Source organism: Pseudomonas sp. R62 (assembly GCF_000257605.1).
Taxonomy (GTDB): Bacteria; Pseudomonadota; Gammaproteobacteria; order Pseudomonadales; family Pseudomonadaceae; genus Aquipseudomonas; species Aquipseudomonas atacamensis.
Genome location: NZ_JH635998.1, coordinates 1288445 through 1305901 on the forward strand (window position 1 = coordinate 1288445; position 17457 = coordinate 1305901).

13 protein-coding genes, 1 other RNA gene and 2 pseudogenes are annotated in these 17457 nt (G+C 61.2%); 10 read left to right on the plus strand and 6 right to left on the minus strand.

Going from position 1 to position 17457, the window contains the following annotated elements; translation table 11 throughout:
* From OQK_RS07225 to OQK_RS31960, 8 genes and pseudogenes are all read left to right on the plus strand, one after another.
* A partial coding sequence (locus OQK_RS07225; protein WP_038860682.1) for a LutC/YkgG family protein occupies window positions 1-399 on the plus strand: 399 nt, incomplete at its 5' end.
* Window positions 396-3206 (plus strand): FAD-binding and (Fe-S)-binding domain-containing protein, encoded by a 2811-nt coding sequence (locus OQK_RS07230; protein WP_016771779.1) that lies wholly within the window; start codon window positions 396-398, stop codon window positions 3204-3206. The genes OQK_RS07225 and OQK_RS07230, both read left to right, overlap by 4 nt.
* A 112-nt stretch (window positions 3207-3318) precedes the next feature.
* A complete protein-coding gene (locus OQK_RS07235; RefSeq protein ID WP_016771780.1) occupies window positions 3319-3600 on the plus strand; it encodes a hypothetical protein in 282 nt (93 codons plus the stop codon).
* Between the two features lie 206 nt (window positions 3601-3806).
* Window positions 3807-4082 (plus strand): hypothetical protein, encoded by a 276-nt coding sequence (locus tag OQK_RS07240; RefSeq protein WP_016771781.1) that lies wholly within the window; start codon window positions 3807-3809, stop codon window positions 4080-4082.
* Between the two features lie 95 nt (window positions 4083-4177).
* Window positions 4178-4566, plus strand: a transfer-messenger RNA (tmRNA) gene (gene ssrA, locus OQK_RS29125).
* A 498-nt stretch (window positions 4567-5064) separates the two neighbouring features.
* Window positions 5065-5652 carry a GNAT family N-acetyltransferase gene (locus tag OQK_RS07245; protein ID WP_016771782.1) on the plus strand — a complete coding sequence of 196 codons (588 nt, stop codon included), beginning with the start codon at window positions 5065-5067 and terminating at the stop codon, window positions 5650-5652.
* A gap of 282 nt (window positions 5653-5934) precedes the next feature.
* A pseudogene (locus tag OQK_RS31955) lies at window positions 5935-6861 on the plus strand (methyl-accepting chemotaxis protein); the annotation flags it as partial.
* 144 nt (window positions 6862-7005) lie between these two features.
* Window positions 7006-7719 (plus strand): methyl-accepting chemotaxis protein, encoded by a 714-nt coding sequence (locus OQK_RS31960; RefSeq protein ID WP_371915160.1) that lies wholly within the window; start codon window positions 7006-7008, stop codon window positions 7717-7719.
* Between the two features lie 610 nt (window positions 7720-8329).
* On the opposite strand, the gene OQK_RS07255 is transcribed toward OQK_RS31960, so the two are convergent.
* From OQK_RS07255 to OQK_RS07265, 3 genes are read right to left on the minus strand one after another with little or no spacing between them, the layout of a single operon-like run.
* Window positions 8330-9880, minus strand: coding sequence for an FGGY-family carbohydrate kinase (locus OQK_RS07255; RefSeq protein ID WP_016771784.1), 1551 nt, complete (start codon window positions 9878-9880; stop codon window positions 8330-8332).
* Window positions 9877-11472 carry a glycerol-3-phosphate dehydrogenase/oxidase gene (locus OQK_RS07260; RefSeq protein ID WP_016771785.1) on the minus strand — a complete coding sequence of 532 codons (1596 nt, stop codon included), beginning with the start codon at window positions 11470-11472 and terminating at the stop codon, window positions 9877-9879. The genes OQK_RS07255 and OQK_RS07260 overlap by 4 nt, the downstream gene beginning before the upstream one ends.
* Window positions 11469-13073 carry an FAD-binding oxidoreductase gene (locus OQK_RS07265; protein WP_016771786.1) on the minus strand — a complete coding sequence of 535 codons (1605 nt, stop codon included), beginning with the start codon at window positions 13071-13073 and terminating at the stop codon, window positions 11469-11471. Before OQK_RS07265 ends, OQK_RS07260 begins: the two co-directional genes overlap by 4 nt.
* Window positions 13074-13261: 188 nt before the next feature.
* On the opposite strand from OQK_RS07265, the gene gliR reads away from it, so the two are divergent.
* Both gliR and OQK_RS07275 read left to right on the plus strand, forming a co-directional pair.
* Window positions 13262-14278: an AraC family transcriptional regulator GliR gene (gliR, locus tag OQK_RS07270; RefSeq protein WP_016771787.1), complete on the plus strand. Its 1017-nt coding sequence runs from the start codon at window positions 13262-13264 to the stop codon at window positions 14276-14278.
* Between the two features lie 475 nt (window positions 14279-14753).
* Window positions 14754-15119, plus strand: a complete 366-nt coding sequence (locus OQK_RS07275) for a DUF6124 family protein (protein WP_016771788.1) — start codon at window positions 14754-14756, stop codon at window positions 15117-15119.
* A gap of 282 nt (window positions 15120-15401) precedes the next feature.
* Here OQK_RS07275 and OQK_RS07280 read toward each other — a convergent pair whose 3' ends face one another.
* From OQK_RS07280 to OQK_RS29895, 3 genes and pseudogenes are all read right to left on the minus strand, one after another.
* On the minus strand, window positions 15402-15770 hold the full coding sequence (locus OQK_RS07280; RefSeq protein ID WP_016771789.1) for a glyoxalase superfamily protein: 369 nt from the start codon (window positions 15768-15770) through the stop codon (window positions 15402-15404).
* 118 nt (window positions 15771-15888) lie between these two features.
* Entirely contained in the window at window positions 15889-17346 is a 1458-nt protein-coding gene (locus OQK_RS07285) for an N-acyl-D-amino-acid deacylase family protein (RefSeq protein WP_016771790.1), read from the minus strand.
* Between the two features lies 1 nt (window position 17347).
* Window positions 17348-17457: pseudogene (locus tag OQK_RS29895) on the minus strand (MurR/RpiR family transcriptional regulator); the annotation flags it as partial.

Here is a 17457-nt window from a genome sequence, read left to right on the forward strand (position 1 = left end):
ATCACCCAGCACTGGGCGAACAATCGCGAGCTGCCAGAACTGAAGTCCTACGACCGGCCAATGGAAGAGTGGAAAGCCGAGCTGTTCAACGACACCCCGGCCAGCCTCACTGGCACCCTCGGTGCCATCGCCGCAACCGGCAGCCTGATCATCTGGCCTACCCGTGAGGAACCGCGCTTGATGAGCCTGGTGCCGCCGGTGCATTTCGCCCTGCTCAAGGCCAGCGAAATCCGCGACAACTTCTATCAAGTGCAAGAGGAATTCGAATGGGCGCAAGGCATGCCGACCAACGCGCTGCTGGTGTCCGGCCCGTCGAAAACCGCCGATATTGAACAGGTGCTGGCGTATGGCGCGCATGGCCCGAAAGATCTGGTCGTGCTGATTCTGGAGGATCAATGAGTCTTCCTGCTGCTTTCCTGCGTGATGCCGAGCAACTGATTCCAGCAGACCGGCGCTTCGACGATCCGCTGTCGACCTTGGCCTTCGGCACCGACGCCAGTTTCTATCGACTGATCCCAAAACTGGTGATCCGCGTCGAGTCTGAAGACGAAGTCGTGGCGCTGCTGCAACTGGCCCAGCGCGACAAGGTGCCGGTTACCTTCCGCGCTGCCGGCACCAGCCTGTCCGGGCAGGCGATCAGCGACTCGGTGCTGATCGTACTCGGGGATAACTGGAATGCCCGCGAGATTCGCGGCCAGGGCACGCAAATCCGCCTGCAACCGGGAGTGATCGGCGCGCAGGCCAACGCCTGGCTGGCACCGTTCGGACGCAAGATCGGCCCGGACCCGGCGTCGATCAATGCCTGCAAGATCGGCGGCATCGTCGCCAACAACGCCAGCGGCATGTGCTGTGGCACTGCACAGAATACCTATCACACCCTGGCCGGGATTCGCTTGGTGCTGGCCGACGGCACGCGCCTCGACAGCGAAGACCCTTCCAGCGTCGCGGCATTTCGCTCCAGCCACGGCGACCTGCTCGAACGCTTGGCGACATTAGGCCGCGAGACCCGCGCCAACACCGAATTGGCCGCAAGAATCCGCCACAAATACCGTCTGAAAAATACCACCGGCCTGTCGCTCAACGCCCTGGTGGATTTCGACGAGCCTGTGGATATCCTGAGCCACCTGCTGGTCGGCTCCGAAGGCACGCTCGGCTTCATCAGCGCGGTGACTTACGACACCGTCATCGATCACCCGAACAAGGCCTCGGCGCTGATCGTGTTCCCCGATGTCGAGACCTGCTGCAACGCGGTGACCGTGCTGAAAAGCCAACCGGTATCAGCGGTGGAGTTGCTCGACCGACGCAGTCTGCGTTCGGTGCAGGACAAAAAAGGCATGCCCGCTTTCGTACAGCTTCTGTCGGAAAATGCCTGCGCCCTGCTCATCGAATCCCGCGCCGCTTCGTCGACATTGCTGCGGGAGCAACTGGCGCAAATCATGGCGTCCCTGCGCGATTTCCCCGTAGAGAAGCAGGTCGACTTCACTGAAGACCCGGTGGAAAACGCCCGCCTCTGGGCCATCCGCAAAGACACCTTCCCCGCCGTCGGCGCCGTGCGCAAAACCGGCACCACAGTAATCATCGAAGACGTGACCTTCCCGGTCGAACAACTGGCCATCGGCGTCAATCGCCTGATCGAGCTGTTCGACAAACATGCCTACGACGAAGCGATCCTTTTCGGACACGCACTGGAAGGCAATCTGCACTTCGTCTTCACCCAAGGCTTCAACAGCCCGGAAGAAATCGCACGCTACCAAGCGTTCATGGACGACGTCGCGCAACTGGTCGCCGTGGAATTCGGCGGCTCGCTGAAGGCCGAACACGGCACCGGCCGCAACATGGCGCCGTTCGTTGAGCTGGAATGGGGCAGCGACGCCTATCAACTGATGTGGCAGCTCAAACGCCTGCTCGACCCCAACGGCATTCTCAATCCGGACGTGGTGCTCAGCGAAGATCCGCAGATCCACCTCAAGCACCTGAAACCGCTGCCGGCGGCGGACGAGATTGTGGACAAGTGCATCGAGTGCGGTTTCTGCGAACCGGTCTGCCCATCGAAAGGCCTGACCCTGAGCCCGCGCCAGCGCATCGTGATCTGGCGCGATATCCAGGCGAAAAAGCGCGCCGGCGTCGACACCACCGAACTGGAAAAAGCCTACGACTACCAAGGCATCGACACCTGCGCCGCAACCGGCCTGTGCGCGCAACGCTGCCCTGTAGGCATCAACACCGGCGAGCTGGTGAAAAAACTCCGTGGCCGACACGCCAAGCATCAGAAAACCGCAGACTGGATCGAAGGAAATTTCGCCAAGACCCTGCAAGGCGCGCGCTTCACCCTGCACGTCGCCAACGGCGCGCGGATGATGCTCGGCGCACCGCGTCTGGCAAAGTTGTCGGCGACGCTGACGCGCTTGTCCAAAGGCCAGGTGCCGTTGTGGACCAACGCCATGCCACAGCCGGAAAAAGCCATTCGCTTCAGCCCGAGCGTGGCCGACGAGCGCCCGCGCGTGGTTTATCTGGCAGCTTGCGTATCGCGGGTCATGGGCCCGGCGGCGGGTGACAAAGAACAAATGTCGCTGTACGACAAAACCCGTAGCCTGCTGGAAAAGGCCGGCTACCAGGTAGTCTTTCCCGACAATCAGGACAACCTCTGCTGCGGTCAGCCGTTCGCCTCCAAAGGCTACGCCGAACAGGCCGAGCACAAACGCCAGGAACTGATCAGCGCCCTGCTCCACGCCAGTCGCGGCGGCCTCGACCCGATCTATTGCGACACCAGCCCGTGTACGTTGCGACTGGTTCAGGACATCGGCGAAACACGACTGGATCTGTACGATCCGGTGCGCTTCATCCGTACGCATCTGCTGGATCGTCTGGACTTCACACCCCAGGAAGCGCCGATTGCCGTGCACGTGACCTGCAGCACTCAGCACTTGGGCGAAAGCCAGGCGCTGATCGATCTGGCGCGCAAATGCAGCAACACCGTGGTGATTCCTGAAGGCATACATTGCTGCGGATTTGCCGGCGACAAAGGCTTCACCACACCGGAGCTGAACAGCCATTCGCTGCGTACGCTCAAGGATGCCGTGCAGCACTGCAGCGAGGGCATTTCCACCAGCCGCACGTGCGAAATCGGCCTGACCCAGCACGGTGGCATCGACTACCACGGGCTGGTTTATCTGGTGGATCGGGTGACACGGGCGAAAGCCTGCTGAGGAAAAAATCAGAACCCTTGAGCGAGGCGGTAGTCCACTGCACATGCCCCGGACCATTCGGGGCCTGTTCAACGGTCAGCGAAGTCTGAACCCTCAGTTCAAGGAGATACACATGAACCGCTCTGTAATGTTAGGTCTGTTTGTCACTGCCTCGATGATGGCGTCCACTTCGTTCGCCGCTGAAAAACCCGCCGATTTGTGCGATGCCAATCTGCAGAGAATCGATAGCGCCAAGACTCAATACCAGACGTCACCGGATCTGAATGCGCGCGTCTCGGCCAGTGTCAGCAAAGCCCGCGCCCTGAAAGCACAAGGCAAGATTGACGACTGCCTCGCTGAAACCCAGCAAACCCTGCTGGACATTCAAAACGCTACCGGTGACACCAAAAAATGATTCATGCGCCGACCTTTTACAGGTCGGCTGCATCGACACCTGGTCGACCGATCTGGCCATTTGACATTCGTTGCAAATAAAACCGAATTCCTGCGCAGCGAAGCGGTCAACCAGACAGGTCCTATACTGACCTCGCTTGTCTTGACCTCGGCATCGCGGCCAGACCGTCCGGCAGCACCGAGCCCCCATCGTTCAAGGAGATACCCATGAAGCATTCTGCAATTGCTGGATTGTTTATCACTGGTGCACTTCTGGCCTCGCCGGTGTTCGCGGCCGACAAAGACCTTTGTGCCGGGAATCTTCAAAGCATCAAAGACTTCGTCACCAGCCAGCCGTCCCTTCCTGAAAGCTCCATGAATAACATCAAGGAAGCACAGGAAAAAGCCACTGCGGCCCAGGCGTCCGGCAACGATAAGGAATGCATCGAGGTTACCAACGGCATCATCAGCAAGATGCAGATCCGTAACCCGACGCGTAACTGATGTCGCGCAGGCCAACCTTCGGGTTGGCCTGCCAAGCGTTTTGACGTACACTGTGCACGCTTGTTGCCCGAACAGATTCACCGGGCAATGAGTTCGGGGCCGTTTAGGATTCGACGCCGGTTGCGAAACTCTAGGTGCATGCCGACTTGGTAACAGAAGTCGTAAATCCACTGTTGCAACTACTTATAGTTGCCAATGACGACCAATACGGTGTTGCTCTCGCTGCTTAATTGCAGCTGACAATGCTCCTGGTACCTTCGGGTCCAGCAATCATCAGGGGATGTCTGTAAACCCGAAATGATTGTCATATAGAACAGAATCGCCGTGCAGTACGTTGTGGACGAAGCGGCTAAAACTTACACAACTCGCCCAAAGCACCCTGCCCGTCGGGTCGCTGAGGGTTAACTTAATAGACACGGCTACGCATGTAGTACCGACAGCGGAGTACTGGCGGACGGGGGTTCAAATCCCCCCGGCTCCACCACTTCATCATCTAAAGACGTCCACGGACGTCTTTTTTTGTGCCTGAAATCCAGTAAATACGGGGGTTTCAGGGCTATTGGGCCCCACAGCGCTTCATGCAGATCCATTTTGAAATGTATTCCAAGGCGTATTCCAAGCCCACTGACTGATAACTTTCGGAATACATATTGACCGGCGGCGACGGCCTTCAGTTACGAGTCCGAACCAACGGTTCGAGGCCCATCGACCCTCAACGACAGAGCCCGCCCAATGCGGGCTTCGTCGCATCTGGTGATTGGTATATTCCCGTCAACAAACACATCGAGCCCACCGCCCAGCACGATGAATTTTTCTTCACCGCACCCCACCCCGCGAACCGATAAAATCCCCCCGCTCATTCAAGAAACTACGGTTCGCCCGCGCTCCTAGCGGGCTTTTTTTCGCCTCGGCTTCTCCATATCTTGCCGCTCCCCACCATATGCGCGACTCTGCCAGCAGATCCCTCGCCAAGGAGCGCTCGATGCCGCTGTTATCCCTGCCCTGCCCGCGCCTGACGCTGGCGATCCTCTCCCCCGATCAAGCCGAGCTCGAAAGCGCTTTCTACCTACGCAACCAGCGTCACCTCGCCCGCTGGTCGCCCATCCGCACCACCGACTATATCTCCACCGCCAACATCCGACGTCGTCTCGAGATCCAGGCCAGCGCCTTCGAGGCCGGATTGGCGATACATTTCGCGCTGCTGTCGCCGGACGGTCAGCAGATGATTGGTGCGTGCAATTTCAGCGGGATTATTCGTGGGGCGTTTCAGGCGTGTTATTTGGGTTATCACATCGATGAGGCGCATCAGGGGCAGGGTTTGATGCAGGAGGGGCTGGAGGCGGGGATTGGTTATATGTTCGATGTGCAGAATCTGCATCGGATCATGGCCAATTACATTCCCGGCAATGAGCGCAGTGCGCGGTTGCTTGAGCGTTTGGGTTTTGAGCGTGAGGGCTACGCGAAGGCGTATCTGAACATTGCCGGGCGTTGGCAGGATCATGTGCTGACGGCGCTGGTCAATCCGGGGTTCGAGGCGCCGGATCAGCGCTGGTCGCGGCGCCTGGGTTGAGTTGCACGAAATCTGTCAGACAAAAATCCTTTCAGCTCTCGGGTTTGCGGCCGATACAGACCTGCTAACACCCCTGCTGGCTCAAAAGAACAACAATCTTCCAGCTTAACTGACGACCAAGAAACCCAACGTTTCTGGAGGATTTGCATGAATAGCTGGTTCGGTAACATCAGCGTGAACATGAAACTCGGCCTGGGCTTCGGCCTGGTGCTGGCCCTGACCTGCGTTCTGGCGCTGACCGGCTGGACCAGCCTCGGCGGCCTGATCGACCGCAGCAACTGGATGAGCGACATCACCCAGCTCAACGCCGGCCTGACCAAACTGCGCGTGGTGCGCCTGCAATACATGCTGACCAACGGCGACGAAACCGCCGCGCAGAATGTGCAGACCACCCTGGAAAGTTTCGCCGCTCAGCAGCAGGCGTTGATCAGCAAATTCAAGAGTCCGGAGAACGTCAAACTGCTCAAGCAGCAGGCTGCGACCATCGCTGAATACCAGACCTCGCTGAACAAAATGCGCAACGCCTATCGCACCGGCAACAGCGCGCGCGACACCATGAGCGTCAACGCCCAGAACGCCTACAACCTGATCGAATCGATCAGCCAGCGCGTGCAGCAGATGGAGTTGAGCGATCAGCGTTTCGAGCAGTTCCAGGCGGTTACTGCGGCGAAGGAAGCGTTCATCCTCGCGCGCTATGAAGTGCGTGGTTACACCGCGACCAGCAACGCCGAGACCGAGCAGAAAGCCGTCGGCCAGATCGACGCGGCCATCGCCAGCCTCAAACCGCTGAATGCGCAATTTGCCGCGACTCAGCAGGATGCCCTGCGCCAATTGGAAACCGCGCTGACCAGCTATCGCGGCGCGTTGATGGCGTACAAGAACGCCAACACCGAAGCCGTGCAGGCGCGTAAGGAAATGACCGATCAGGGCACCACCATCGTCGCCCTGAGCGAGCAGCTGTACCAGATCCAGCTTGATCGCCGTGATGCTGAAAGCGCTCAGGCGCGCACCTTCCAGTTGATCAGCACGTTGCTGGCGCTGCTGGTTGGCGTGATTGCAGCAGTGATCATCACCCGTCAGATCACCCGTCCGTTGCAGGAAACCCTGGCCGTGGTCGAGCGCATCGCCAGCGGCGACCTGACCCAGAATGTCACCGTTACCCGTCGCGATGAACTCGGCGTGTTGCAGCAAGGCATTGCGCGCATGGGCGTGACCCTGCGTGATTTGATCAGTGGCATCCGCGACGGCGTCACTCAGATCGCCAGCGCCGCTGAAGAGTTGTCGGCCGTGACCGAGCAGACCAGCGCCGGTGTGAACAGCCAGAAAGTCGAGACCGATCAGGTCGCCACGGCCATGCACGAAATGACTGCCACGGTGCAGGAAGTTGCGCGCAATGCCGAGGAAGCGTCGCAAGCCGCTGCCGCTGCGGACGGCGAAGCCCGTGAAGGCGACAAGGTTGTGAATGAAGCGATTGCGCAGATCGAGCGTCTGGCCAGCGAAGTGGTGCGCTCGACCGAAGCGATGAGCGTGCTGCAACAGGAAAGCGACAAGATTGGCAGCGTGATGGACGTGATCAAGGCTGTTGCCGAACAGACCAACCTGCTCGCGCTCAACGCCGCGATCGAAGCAGCGCGTGCCGGTGAAGCCGGGCGTGGGTTTGCCGTGGTCGCCGATGAGGTGCGTGGTTTGGCTCAGCGTACGCAGAAGTCGACTGAGGAAATCGAAGGTCTGGTCGCCGGTCTGCAGAACGGCACCCAGCAGGTTTCGGCGGTGATGAACAACAGCCGCGCGCTGACCGACAGCAGCGTCGCCCTAACGCGCAAGGCCGGCGCCTCTCTGGAAAACATCACCCGCACGGTGTCGAACATCCAGTCGATGAACCAGCAGATCGCCGCCGCTGCCGAACAGCAAAGCGCCGTGGCCGAAGAGATCAGCCGCAGCATCATCAACGTCCGTGACGTGTCCGAGCAGACCGCAGCGGCGAGTGATGAGACGGCAGCGTCGAGTGTTGAGCTCGCGCGGTTGGGTGGTCAGCTGCAGCAGATGGTCAGCCACTTCCGCGTATGACGTTGGTTTTGCGCTGAGGCTGGAACCGAATCGCGGGCAAGCCCGCTCCCACAGGTTTTCGTGGTCGAGCACTGTTGATGTGTTCACCTCGATAACCGTGGAAGCGGGCTTGCCCGCGATGGCGGTGGGTCAGTCAAATCCATCTTGCCTGACACTCCGCATTCGCGAGCAGGCTCGCTCCCACATCTGGATTTGTGTGGGTCACAGGATTTTGAGCACACCGCAGATCCCTTGTGGGAGCGGGCTTGCCCGCGAAGGCGGTGGGTCAATCAAATCAAAGTTGCCTGACACTGCGCATTCGCGAGCAAGCTCGCTCCCACATTTGGATTTATGTGGGTCACAGGATTTGAGCACACCGCAATACCCCTGTGGGAGCGAGCTTGCTCGCGAAGGCGGTGGATCAGCCAAATCAACATTGCCTGACACTCCGCCTTCGCGAGCAGGCTCGCTCCCACCTTTGGATTTGTGTGCCACGCTGGATTTTGATCACACCGCAAAACCCTGTGGGAGTCAGCCTGCTCGCGAAAGCGGTGGATCATTCAGATCATCATTGACTGACACTGCGCACTCGCGAGCAGGCTCGCTCCCACAGGGGTCTATGGTGTCGGGACTATTCGGGATACCCGGTGATTTTGCGGATGCTTTGGTACAGCGGTTTGAGCTGCCGGTACATACGCAAATACACCTCTCTGTACAACTGTTCATAAACCTTCTGCGCCTCAGGCTGCGGTGTGAAAACCGCCCCCACCCGAGTCATCGCCGCAATGGCCGATGGAAAATCCCGATGCAATCCCAACCCCACCGCACAGCAAATCGCCGCCCCCAACCCGGACGCTTCATACACATGCGGGCGCTCTGCCGGCAGGCCGAAGATGTTGGCGGTCAGTTGCATGGCGGCGTCGCTTTGTGAGCCGCCGCCGGCGACGCGCAGGCGCTGGATCGAGACCTTTGAGCGTCGCTCGATGCTCTCCATGCCCTGGCGCAGCGCGAAGGCCAGGCCTTCGAGAATGGCCCGGTAGATGTGCGCACGGGTGTGTACGTCGCCGAAGCCGATCATCGCGCCTTTGGCCTCCACGCCCGGTTCGCGGATGCCCGGTGACCAGTACGGTTGCAGCATCAGACCCATCGAACCCGGCGGCACCGCGTTGACCAGCGCGTCGAACAGTTGCTCCGGCTCGATGCCCTGCTCTTTTGCCTGCTGCATCTCGCGCAGGCCGAATTCGTTCTTGAACCAGCTGACCATCCAGTAGCCGCGATAGATCATTACTTCGCAGTTGTACTGATCGGGCACGGCCGAGGGGTACGGTGGGATCAGCGGTACGATTTCCAGGTAGCGCGAGCGGGTGCTGGTGATGGTCGCGGTGGTGCCGTAGGACAGGCACACGGTGCGCGCATCGACCACGCCGGAGCCGATCACTTCGCAGGCCTTGTCCGCGCCCGCCGCGATCAGCGGCAGGCCTTCGGGAATGCCTGTGTGCCGGGCGGCTTCGGCCGTGATGTAGCCGAGGGTTTCGCCGGGTTTATGCAGGGTTGGCAACTGCTCGGGGCGCACCGCCAGTGCCTGCCATTTCCAGTCGCGCGGCGCCGCCCACTTCAGCCGTTTGAAGTCGAAGGGCAGATAGCCGACGCAACAGCCGATGGAGTCGACGAAGCGCCCGCACAAGCGATGTGTGAGGAAGCCTGAAAGCAGTAAATACTTGTCGGTCGCCGCCCACACCTCGGGCTGATGCCGGGCGATCCAGTTGGCCTCGGCCTGGGCGCGGAAATAATCCACCGTCGCTTGGGCGCCGACCAGTTTGAACAGCCAGCCCCACGGCCCTTTGATGCCGCCCTCGACCTCAGCCTGACGTTGATCGAGCCAGACAATCGCCGGGCGCAGCGGTTTGCCCTCGGCGTCGACATTGATCACGGTGCCGCGCTGGGTGGTCAGAGACACGCCGGCAATCTGCGCACGGTCGATGCCGGTCTGCTGCCAGAGTTGCTGGCAGGCCTCGCCGAGTTTCGCCCAGTAATATTCCGGATCCTGCTCGGCCCAACCGGGTTGCGTCGAGTAGTACGCCTGCAAGTCGACTTTGCCTTTGCCGAGCAGGTTGCCCTGCAGATCGAAGAGCAACGCGCGCACGCTCTGGGTGCCGTTGTCGATCGCTAACAGGTATTTCATGGCGTGATCTCCGGCAGGCCGTGATCGCGCAGCCACAACAATCGATAACGCTGAATTTCCGCTAGCCAGCGCTCATCGTCCCAGGCCAATCGTGGCTGGCAGAGCGTGCGAATTGCAGGCAGATAATCCTCACCACCGCGCGGCAGCAACAGGCCCAAACGGGTGCGGCGCAGCAACAAATCATCCAGGTGCAGAATCATTTCCGCCTCGCAGGCGAACGCCAGTTCGGCCCACAACGTATCGCTGGCGCCTACCGTTTCCGGACCGAGTTCGCCGAGCAATTTCGCCAGCCTCGGCAGGTCTCGACCGTGACGCCCGGCCAAGCGTCGCCATTGACTGGCGCTCAGTCCCGCAATCGTCAGCGGCGGCACAGCGGCGAATACCGGCGCGCCGTCATCGACAAAAGAGCGCCCGAGCATCCCCGCGCAAGCCTTGAGCACTTCGATCGCTTGCGGGCGAAATGTGGTCAGTTTGCCGCCGGCCAAAGTCACGCAACCGGGCTCTTGCCACAGCACATGCTCGCGGGTTTCGTTAGACGGTTTGCCCTGCTGCGCACCCGTCGCGCTGCCGACCACCGGACGCACGCCTGACCAGGTCGACAGCACGTCGTCGACGCCCACTTCGGCGCCGGGAAATTGCTGCTGGCACGCGGCGAGCAGATAGTCGAGTTCGTCGCTGGAAATGCGCGCGCTGTGGTCGAGGTCTTCGCGGTGATCGAGGTCCGTAGTGCCGACCACCGTCGCGCCTTCCCAGGGAAAGACAAACACCGGGCGCCGATCGCGCGCATGGAGAAAAGTGAACGCCTGCGCCACCGGCAGACGCCAGCCCGGCAGCAACAGATGACTGCCGCGCAACGGGCGCAATTGCTTCGCTGCTTCGGCGGGACGCAAGCGCTCAGCCCAAGCGCCTGTGGCCACGGCCAACACAGCGGAGCGCAATTGCAGCGTCGCCCCGCTCTCGCCATCTTCGATCTGAACCCCGCACACCCGCCCGCCTTCACGCAGCAGTTGCGTGACCCGCACACCATTGAGCACCACCGCGCCATCGGCCCGGGCCTCGCGCAGTACGCGCATCACCAGCCGCGCGTCATCAGTCAGTGCATCGACAAAACAGCTGCCGCCGAGCAGGCCGTTTTCCTTAACCCCCGGGGCGAGAAAACGCAGTTGCTGGGCGTCATGTAAAGCATGGTTGCGCCGCCCCGCCAGCGCGTCGTACACCGAGAGCAAGCCGCCCATGACGCGCGGCCCGGGAAAGCCGCCGCGATAGTGCGGCATCATGAAACTCATCGGCTCGACCAGCCCCGGCGCCTCGTCGAGGAGGCGCTGACGCTCGCGCACCGAATCGCGGGTCAGGCGCCACTGGCCCTTGGCGATGTAACGCAAACCGCCGTGGACCATTTTCGATGATCGGCTGGAGGTGCCCCAGGCGAAATCGCGCTGCTCCAGCAGCAGACAGCGCCAGCCCCGCCGCGCCGCTTCGCGGACGATTCCGGCGCCGCTGATGCCGCCGCCGATGACGATCAGGTCCCAGGTTTCATCCGCCAGCGTCGGCAGAGTCTGCTCGCGCCATTGCGCGTTCCAGTTCGCCGTCATGGCCGCGACTCTGGCAATAATGTGCCGGGATTGAGGCGCCCCTCCGGGTCGAAATGTTCACTCAGTGCCTGCAACGTCTGCATCGTCAGCGGGCCTTTTTCCCGTAGCAGATACGGCGCGTGATCCTTGCCGACGCCGTGCTGATGACTGATGGTGCCGTGGTTGTCGACGATGGTCTGGCTGGCCGCGTGTTTGAGCACCCGCCAGCGCGCCAGCGTCGCCGCATAGTCGGCTGCCGGGCGAAACACGTAGGTGGTGTAAATGCTCGATCCTTCGCCGTAAACGTGCGAGAGATGAGTGAACACATGCACGCGCTCGCCCTCGGCGGCCAAAGCGTCGCGCAGGCTGTTTTCGATCAGGCTGAGCAAGTGGTCGACGTTGCTCCAGTCGGTGGCGGTTTCGAGGGTGTCGACCACGTAGCCGGCGTTCCACAGGTTCTCGCGCAGGTAGGGAAAGCGGAAGCGGTTCTGCGCCCACTTCTTGCCCAGCAGGGTGCCGGTGAACACGCCGCCGAAGGCTTTCAGATGCTGGCGCGCGTGTTTCAGCGACAGTGCGTTTTGCTGGCGATTGCCGGTGACACCGAAGGTCAGCAGGCATTTGCCGTCGCCGGCGCCGCGCAGCTTGAGGTACTTCTCCAGCCAGGCGATCTGTTGCGGATGGCCCGCCAGCGCCAGTTGCGTTTCGGTTTCCACCGCGTTGGACAGGCGCAGCATCGACAGCGGTACGCGCGCCTGCGCCAGTTGCCGGATTGCTTGCAGCGCGTGCGGCCAGTCGGGCAGGAACACACCGTAGAAACGTTCGTCCGCCGGCAACGCGCTGACCCGCACCTTGACTTCGGAAATGATCCCGAAACGGCCTTCGCAACCGAGCACCACTTCACGCAGATCCGGTCCAGCCGCCGACGCCGGAAATGTCGGAATCTGCAGAGGCCCGGCGAAGGTTTCCAGGGTGCCGCCCGCGAACAATTGCTCGATCCGCCCGTAGCGCAACGACTGCTGACCACTGGAACGGCTGGCCACCCAACCGCCCAGCGTCGACAGCTCCCATGACTGCGGGAAATGTCCCAGCGTGTAGCCGCGCGCGCGCAATTGGCTTTCGACTTGCGGCCCGCTGGCGCCGGGGCCGAACGTCGCCAACAGGCTGTGTTCGTCGAGGTCGGTCAGACGATTCATCCGCGCCAGCGACACCGTCAGCACCGGCCGCGTGGAGTTCGGCGGATTGATGTGCCCGGCCACCGATGTGCCGCCGCCATAGGGAATCAGGCACAGATCCTGATCATGGGCGAGCGCCAGCAATTGGCGGATCTGTTCGGCCGTTTCAGGAAACGCCACGGCATCGGGATACGTGCCCAGTGCGCCTTCGCGTAATGCCAACCAATCCGGCAGGCTCTGGCCGCGCGCGTGCAGCAGGCGATCGTGAGTATCGATGCTGTACAAGCGGTGCGGCACCAGGCGCGAGGTCGGCACTTGCGCCAACGCCGCTGCCAACGTCGCATCCGGCAATGCGCGGCCAGCGCCCAGGCGTTCGTGGAGAAATGTCGTGCCCTGGGCCGGCAGTTCGACCACCGTGCCTGCCTCTCCCCAGCCGTTCCAGCGTCGCATGCGTATGTCCTTTTTCTGCCGTTGGATCAAGCTTGCATACTAGTCAGCGCTGGAGATCTGTCACGGTCGCATCCGGCCAGATCCTGTAGCGAATGGCGCCAAACGTCCGGGCATTTACTTTCGCCGGGCAATCCACTTACCTTGCGGCATTCATTCGCTCACGCGCCGTCGATCAAAGGACCGCGACCATGCCATCGCTCGGCTTCACTTCCGTTCCGCCGCTGCTCAAATACCTGCGCCATGCCGAACAGTTGGGCATGGCCATCGAGCCTGCGTTGGCGGCGGCCGGGTTGCAGGCGCAGCAGTTGAGCGACAACACCCTGCGCCTGCCGGGTGAGGTTCACGAGCGCTTGCTGGATTATTTCTGCGAGCACTCGGGCGATGGGTTGTTCGGGCTGCATGCGGCGAATTTCGTCCTGCCCAATTCGTGGAGCGTGCTCGGTTACATCACCATGAATTGCGCGACGTTGGGCGATGCGATGAGCCGGATCATGCCGTTCGAAAAACTCGTCGGCGACATGGGCGTCAGCCGCGCCGAGGTGCTGGGCGAGCACGTGCATCTGATCTGGACCTGCCGCTACGAGCGGCCACGGATTCGTCGGCATCTGGTGGAAAACGTGCTCGGTTCGTGGCTGCACTACGCGCGCTGGATCGCCGACACGCAGCTGTCGCCGGCCTGCGTATGGCTGGAGCATGCGCGGCCGGATGCGGTGACGCAGGCCGAATATGAGGCGTTTTTTGGTTGCCCGGTGCGGTTCGATCAGGCGTATTCGGCGCTGGTGGTGCCGCTGGCGTATTTGCAGTTGCCACTGCGCCAGGCCGATGCGCAATTGCTGCGAACGCTGGAAGAACACGCGATGGGTTTGCTGGCGACGCTGGGGGATGCGTCACTCGGGGAGCAGGTGAAAAACATCCTGCGCGGTTTGCTCAAGGAGGGCCTGCCGCGCAAGGAGCAAGTGGCCGAACAGCTCAGCGTCTCGGTGCGCACGTTGCAGCGGCAATTGCAGCAGGCGGGGACGTCGTATCAGCAGATTCTTGATGAGCTGCGTCAGGAGTTGGCGGAGCACTACTTGCTCAACAGCACTTTGCCGATTCAGGACATTGCGCAGTATCTGGGCTTTACCGAACCGCGCTCATTTCATCGCACCTTCAAGAGCTGGCGCGGGATGCCGCCGGGGGAGTTTCGGTTGCGGAATCGGCGGTGATGCTGATGGCCTCTTCGCGAGCAGGCTCGCTCCCACAGTAGTTCTCGGTTGTCTGCATTTCCGAGTTCACCGCAGATCCCCTGTGGGAGCGAGCCTGCTCGCGAAGGCGTCATTCGCCACACCGATTAAACACGTCTTGGCACAACTGTTTAAAGCCGCCAGACATTCAGCGAAACCACCCACAATTCCTTGCGCCGCTGCCTACGCCTGCGCCAGAATCCGCCGGCTTGTGCGCCCCAGACCTCATCGCTACTGTGATTGCGTCACTGCCTATCAGTGATCGGGTTTAGTAGCCCGGAGTATTTGGGGTGCATCGTTCATCAGACAGTCAGGTCTCGCCTGAGCTTTATGGTGGCTGTGCGCAGGGCGCTCTCGGGCGCGCCGGTTTCCCAGATCCCCGGTCTACTAACCTGCGCACAGCTGCCTCCACTTTCTTTAGTAGGAAAGCGGTGGTCAGCCAAATGAGGATCTGGATATGTTCAAAGTAACCCCAAACCCGCCCCCCACCGACTCGGCATCCCCCTACGAATCCGCCGACTCAAAGAAACTCCACGAAGCCGCCGACCGCGCCCTCGATCATTACCTCGGCCCGTCCAGCGCTGAATTCATGGCCCAGCCCTACAAATCCAACACGCTGTCCCTGGCCAATCCCGAGGCCGACAACGAATCGCTATTGGCCGACGCCTGCGAAACACTAGGGTCGGCGACGGTGATGCTCAACGATCAGGCTGGGCTGGTGAACGGCTCGCAGCGCAAGACGTTGCAGGGCATTGCGCAGATTGTGATGGTCGCGGAGATGGCGGTGAATCGGGTGCTGGATCGGTTGGTGCCGACTGATTGAGGGTTTTTGAGGAATTTGGTGTGGGCTGGTTTTTGTGGGGTGTCAGGGGTTACCCCTCACCCCAGCCCTCTCCCAAGGGAGAGGGAGCCGACCCGGTTGTCTTGCGCTGTCCGTCGACCTGAAAGACCGAGTCGATTATGGATTCGACGCCATGCATTCAATTCGATTATGGATTCAGCACAGAACATTCAGGTCGGCGTAACTCCCGAGCATCCCCCAATCGGTCCCCTCTCCCTCCGGGAGAGGGCTAGGGTGAGGGGCTTTTGATCTCTGGCGCTAAATTCAAAGACTGATCGCATTGGTAAACACCAACCGATTGCCAAACGGATCGGCGATCGTCATGTCCTGACTCCCCCACGGCATCGCCTGAATCTGCGGGTGCGAGAACTTGTAATCCTTGGCCATCAGTTGCTGCTGAAACGCCTCCAGCTCATCGGTCTCGATACGCAGCGCCGACCCCGGGCACGCATCGCCGTGATGCTCGGACAGATGCAGCACACACTCGCCCCGTGACACCTGCAGATACAGCGGAAAATTCGCTTCGAAGCGATGCTGCCAGTCGATCTTGAAACCAAGAAAATCGACGTAGAACTCGACAGCCTTGGCCTCATCGAAGATCCGCAGGATCGGGGTGGTTTTGCCGAAGCTCATGGGGTGCTCCCTGACTGATTGGCCCCACAGTGTAGACGGGGAGGATGTCAGCAAATCGGCTTGTGGATGGCTTTCTTTAATTGCAATGTGCCATCACTGTGACGCACACCACGAATCCTTAACGAAAGTGGTCGCGCAGGTCGCCCTGTCGCGCAAGAAACCGCCCTGCCCTCGCCCCATTCGCCTGTCCATCGCGATAACTCAACACGCCGTTGATCCAAACCCCGTCGATCCCCTGCGCCGCCCGTTGCGGATCGTTGAAATCGGCCACGTCACGCACGGTCGCCGGATCGAACAACACCAGATCCGCCCAATGCCCTTCACGAATCTCGCCGCGTTCCTGCAAGCCAAAACGCGCCGCCGACAGACCAGTCATCTTGTGCACGGCGGTGTGCAGGGGAAACAGGCCAACGTCGCGACTGAAATGGCCCAGCACACGTGGGAAAGCGCCCCACAGGCGCGGATGCGGGAACGGGTCTTCGGGCAGTCCGTCAGAACCGACCATCGAAAGCGGATGGGCGAGGATTCTTCTGACATCGGCCTCGTCCATGCCGTAGTACACCGCGCCCGCCGGTTGCAGACGTTTCGCGGTTTCTTCCAGCGACAGTTTCCATTCGCCAGCAATGTCGATCAGGTCGCGCCCGCTGACTTCCGGGTGCGGCGTCGACCAGGTGATGGTGATGCGATGGGCATCGGTGACTTGCTTCAAATCCAGGGTCGAGGAACTCGCCGCATAGGGATAGCAATCGCAACCGACCGGATGGGTTTTCGCTGCCTCTTCCAGCGCTGCGAGCAATTGCGGACTGCGTCCCCAGTTACCGACGCCAGCGCATTTGAGGTGGGAAATGATCACCGGCGATTTTGCGTGGCGGCCGATCTGAAATGCTTCGTCCATCGCCTCCAGCACCGGGGCGAATTCGCTGCGCAGATGGGTGGTGTACACCGCGCCGAACGCCGTCAGTTCTTCGGTCAGTTGCATGACTTCATCGGTCGAGGCGTTGAAGGCGCTGGCGTAGGCCAGGCCTGTGGATAAACCCAACGCGCCAGCCTCGAGACTGTCGCGCAACTGCCCGCGCATGGCGGTGATTTCGTCGGGGGTCGCGGTGCGGAACAAGTCGTCGAGGTGATTGCTGCGCAGCGCCGTGTGGCCAACCAGCGCGGCGACATTCAGCGTGGTATTGGCCGCTTCGACGGCGGCGCGGTAGTCGCTGAAACGCGGGTAAACGAACGCCGCTGCGCTGCCGAGCAGGTTCATCGGGTCCGGCGGATTGCCCTTCAAAGTGACCGGCGAAGCGCTGATGCCGCAGTTGCCGACAATCACCGTGGTCACGCCCTGGCTAAGCTTGGGCAGCATCTCGGGTTGGCGGATGACCACGGTGTCGTCGTGGGTGTGCACGTCGATGAAACCCGGCGCCAGCACCCGGCCGGCGGCGTCGATTTCTTCGCTGGCGCGGGCGTCGGGCAGATCGCCGATGCGCTCGATGCGGCCATTGAGAATTGCCACGTCTGCCTTATAGCCGGGGGTGTTGCTGCCGTCGATAACCAGCGCCTTGCGGATCAGGGTGTCGTACTGCATGTCAGTCTCCCAGCGGCAGGTGGTCGTCGCCGCCACGGTATTCGTCGAGGGCGAGTTTGATTCGCCGCAGACGTTCTTGATTGTCTTCAGGGCTGTCCAGCGCCAGTTCGG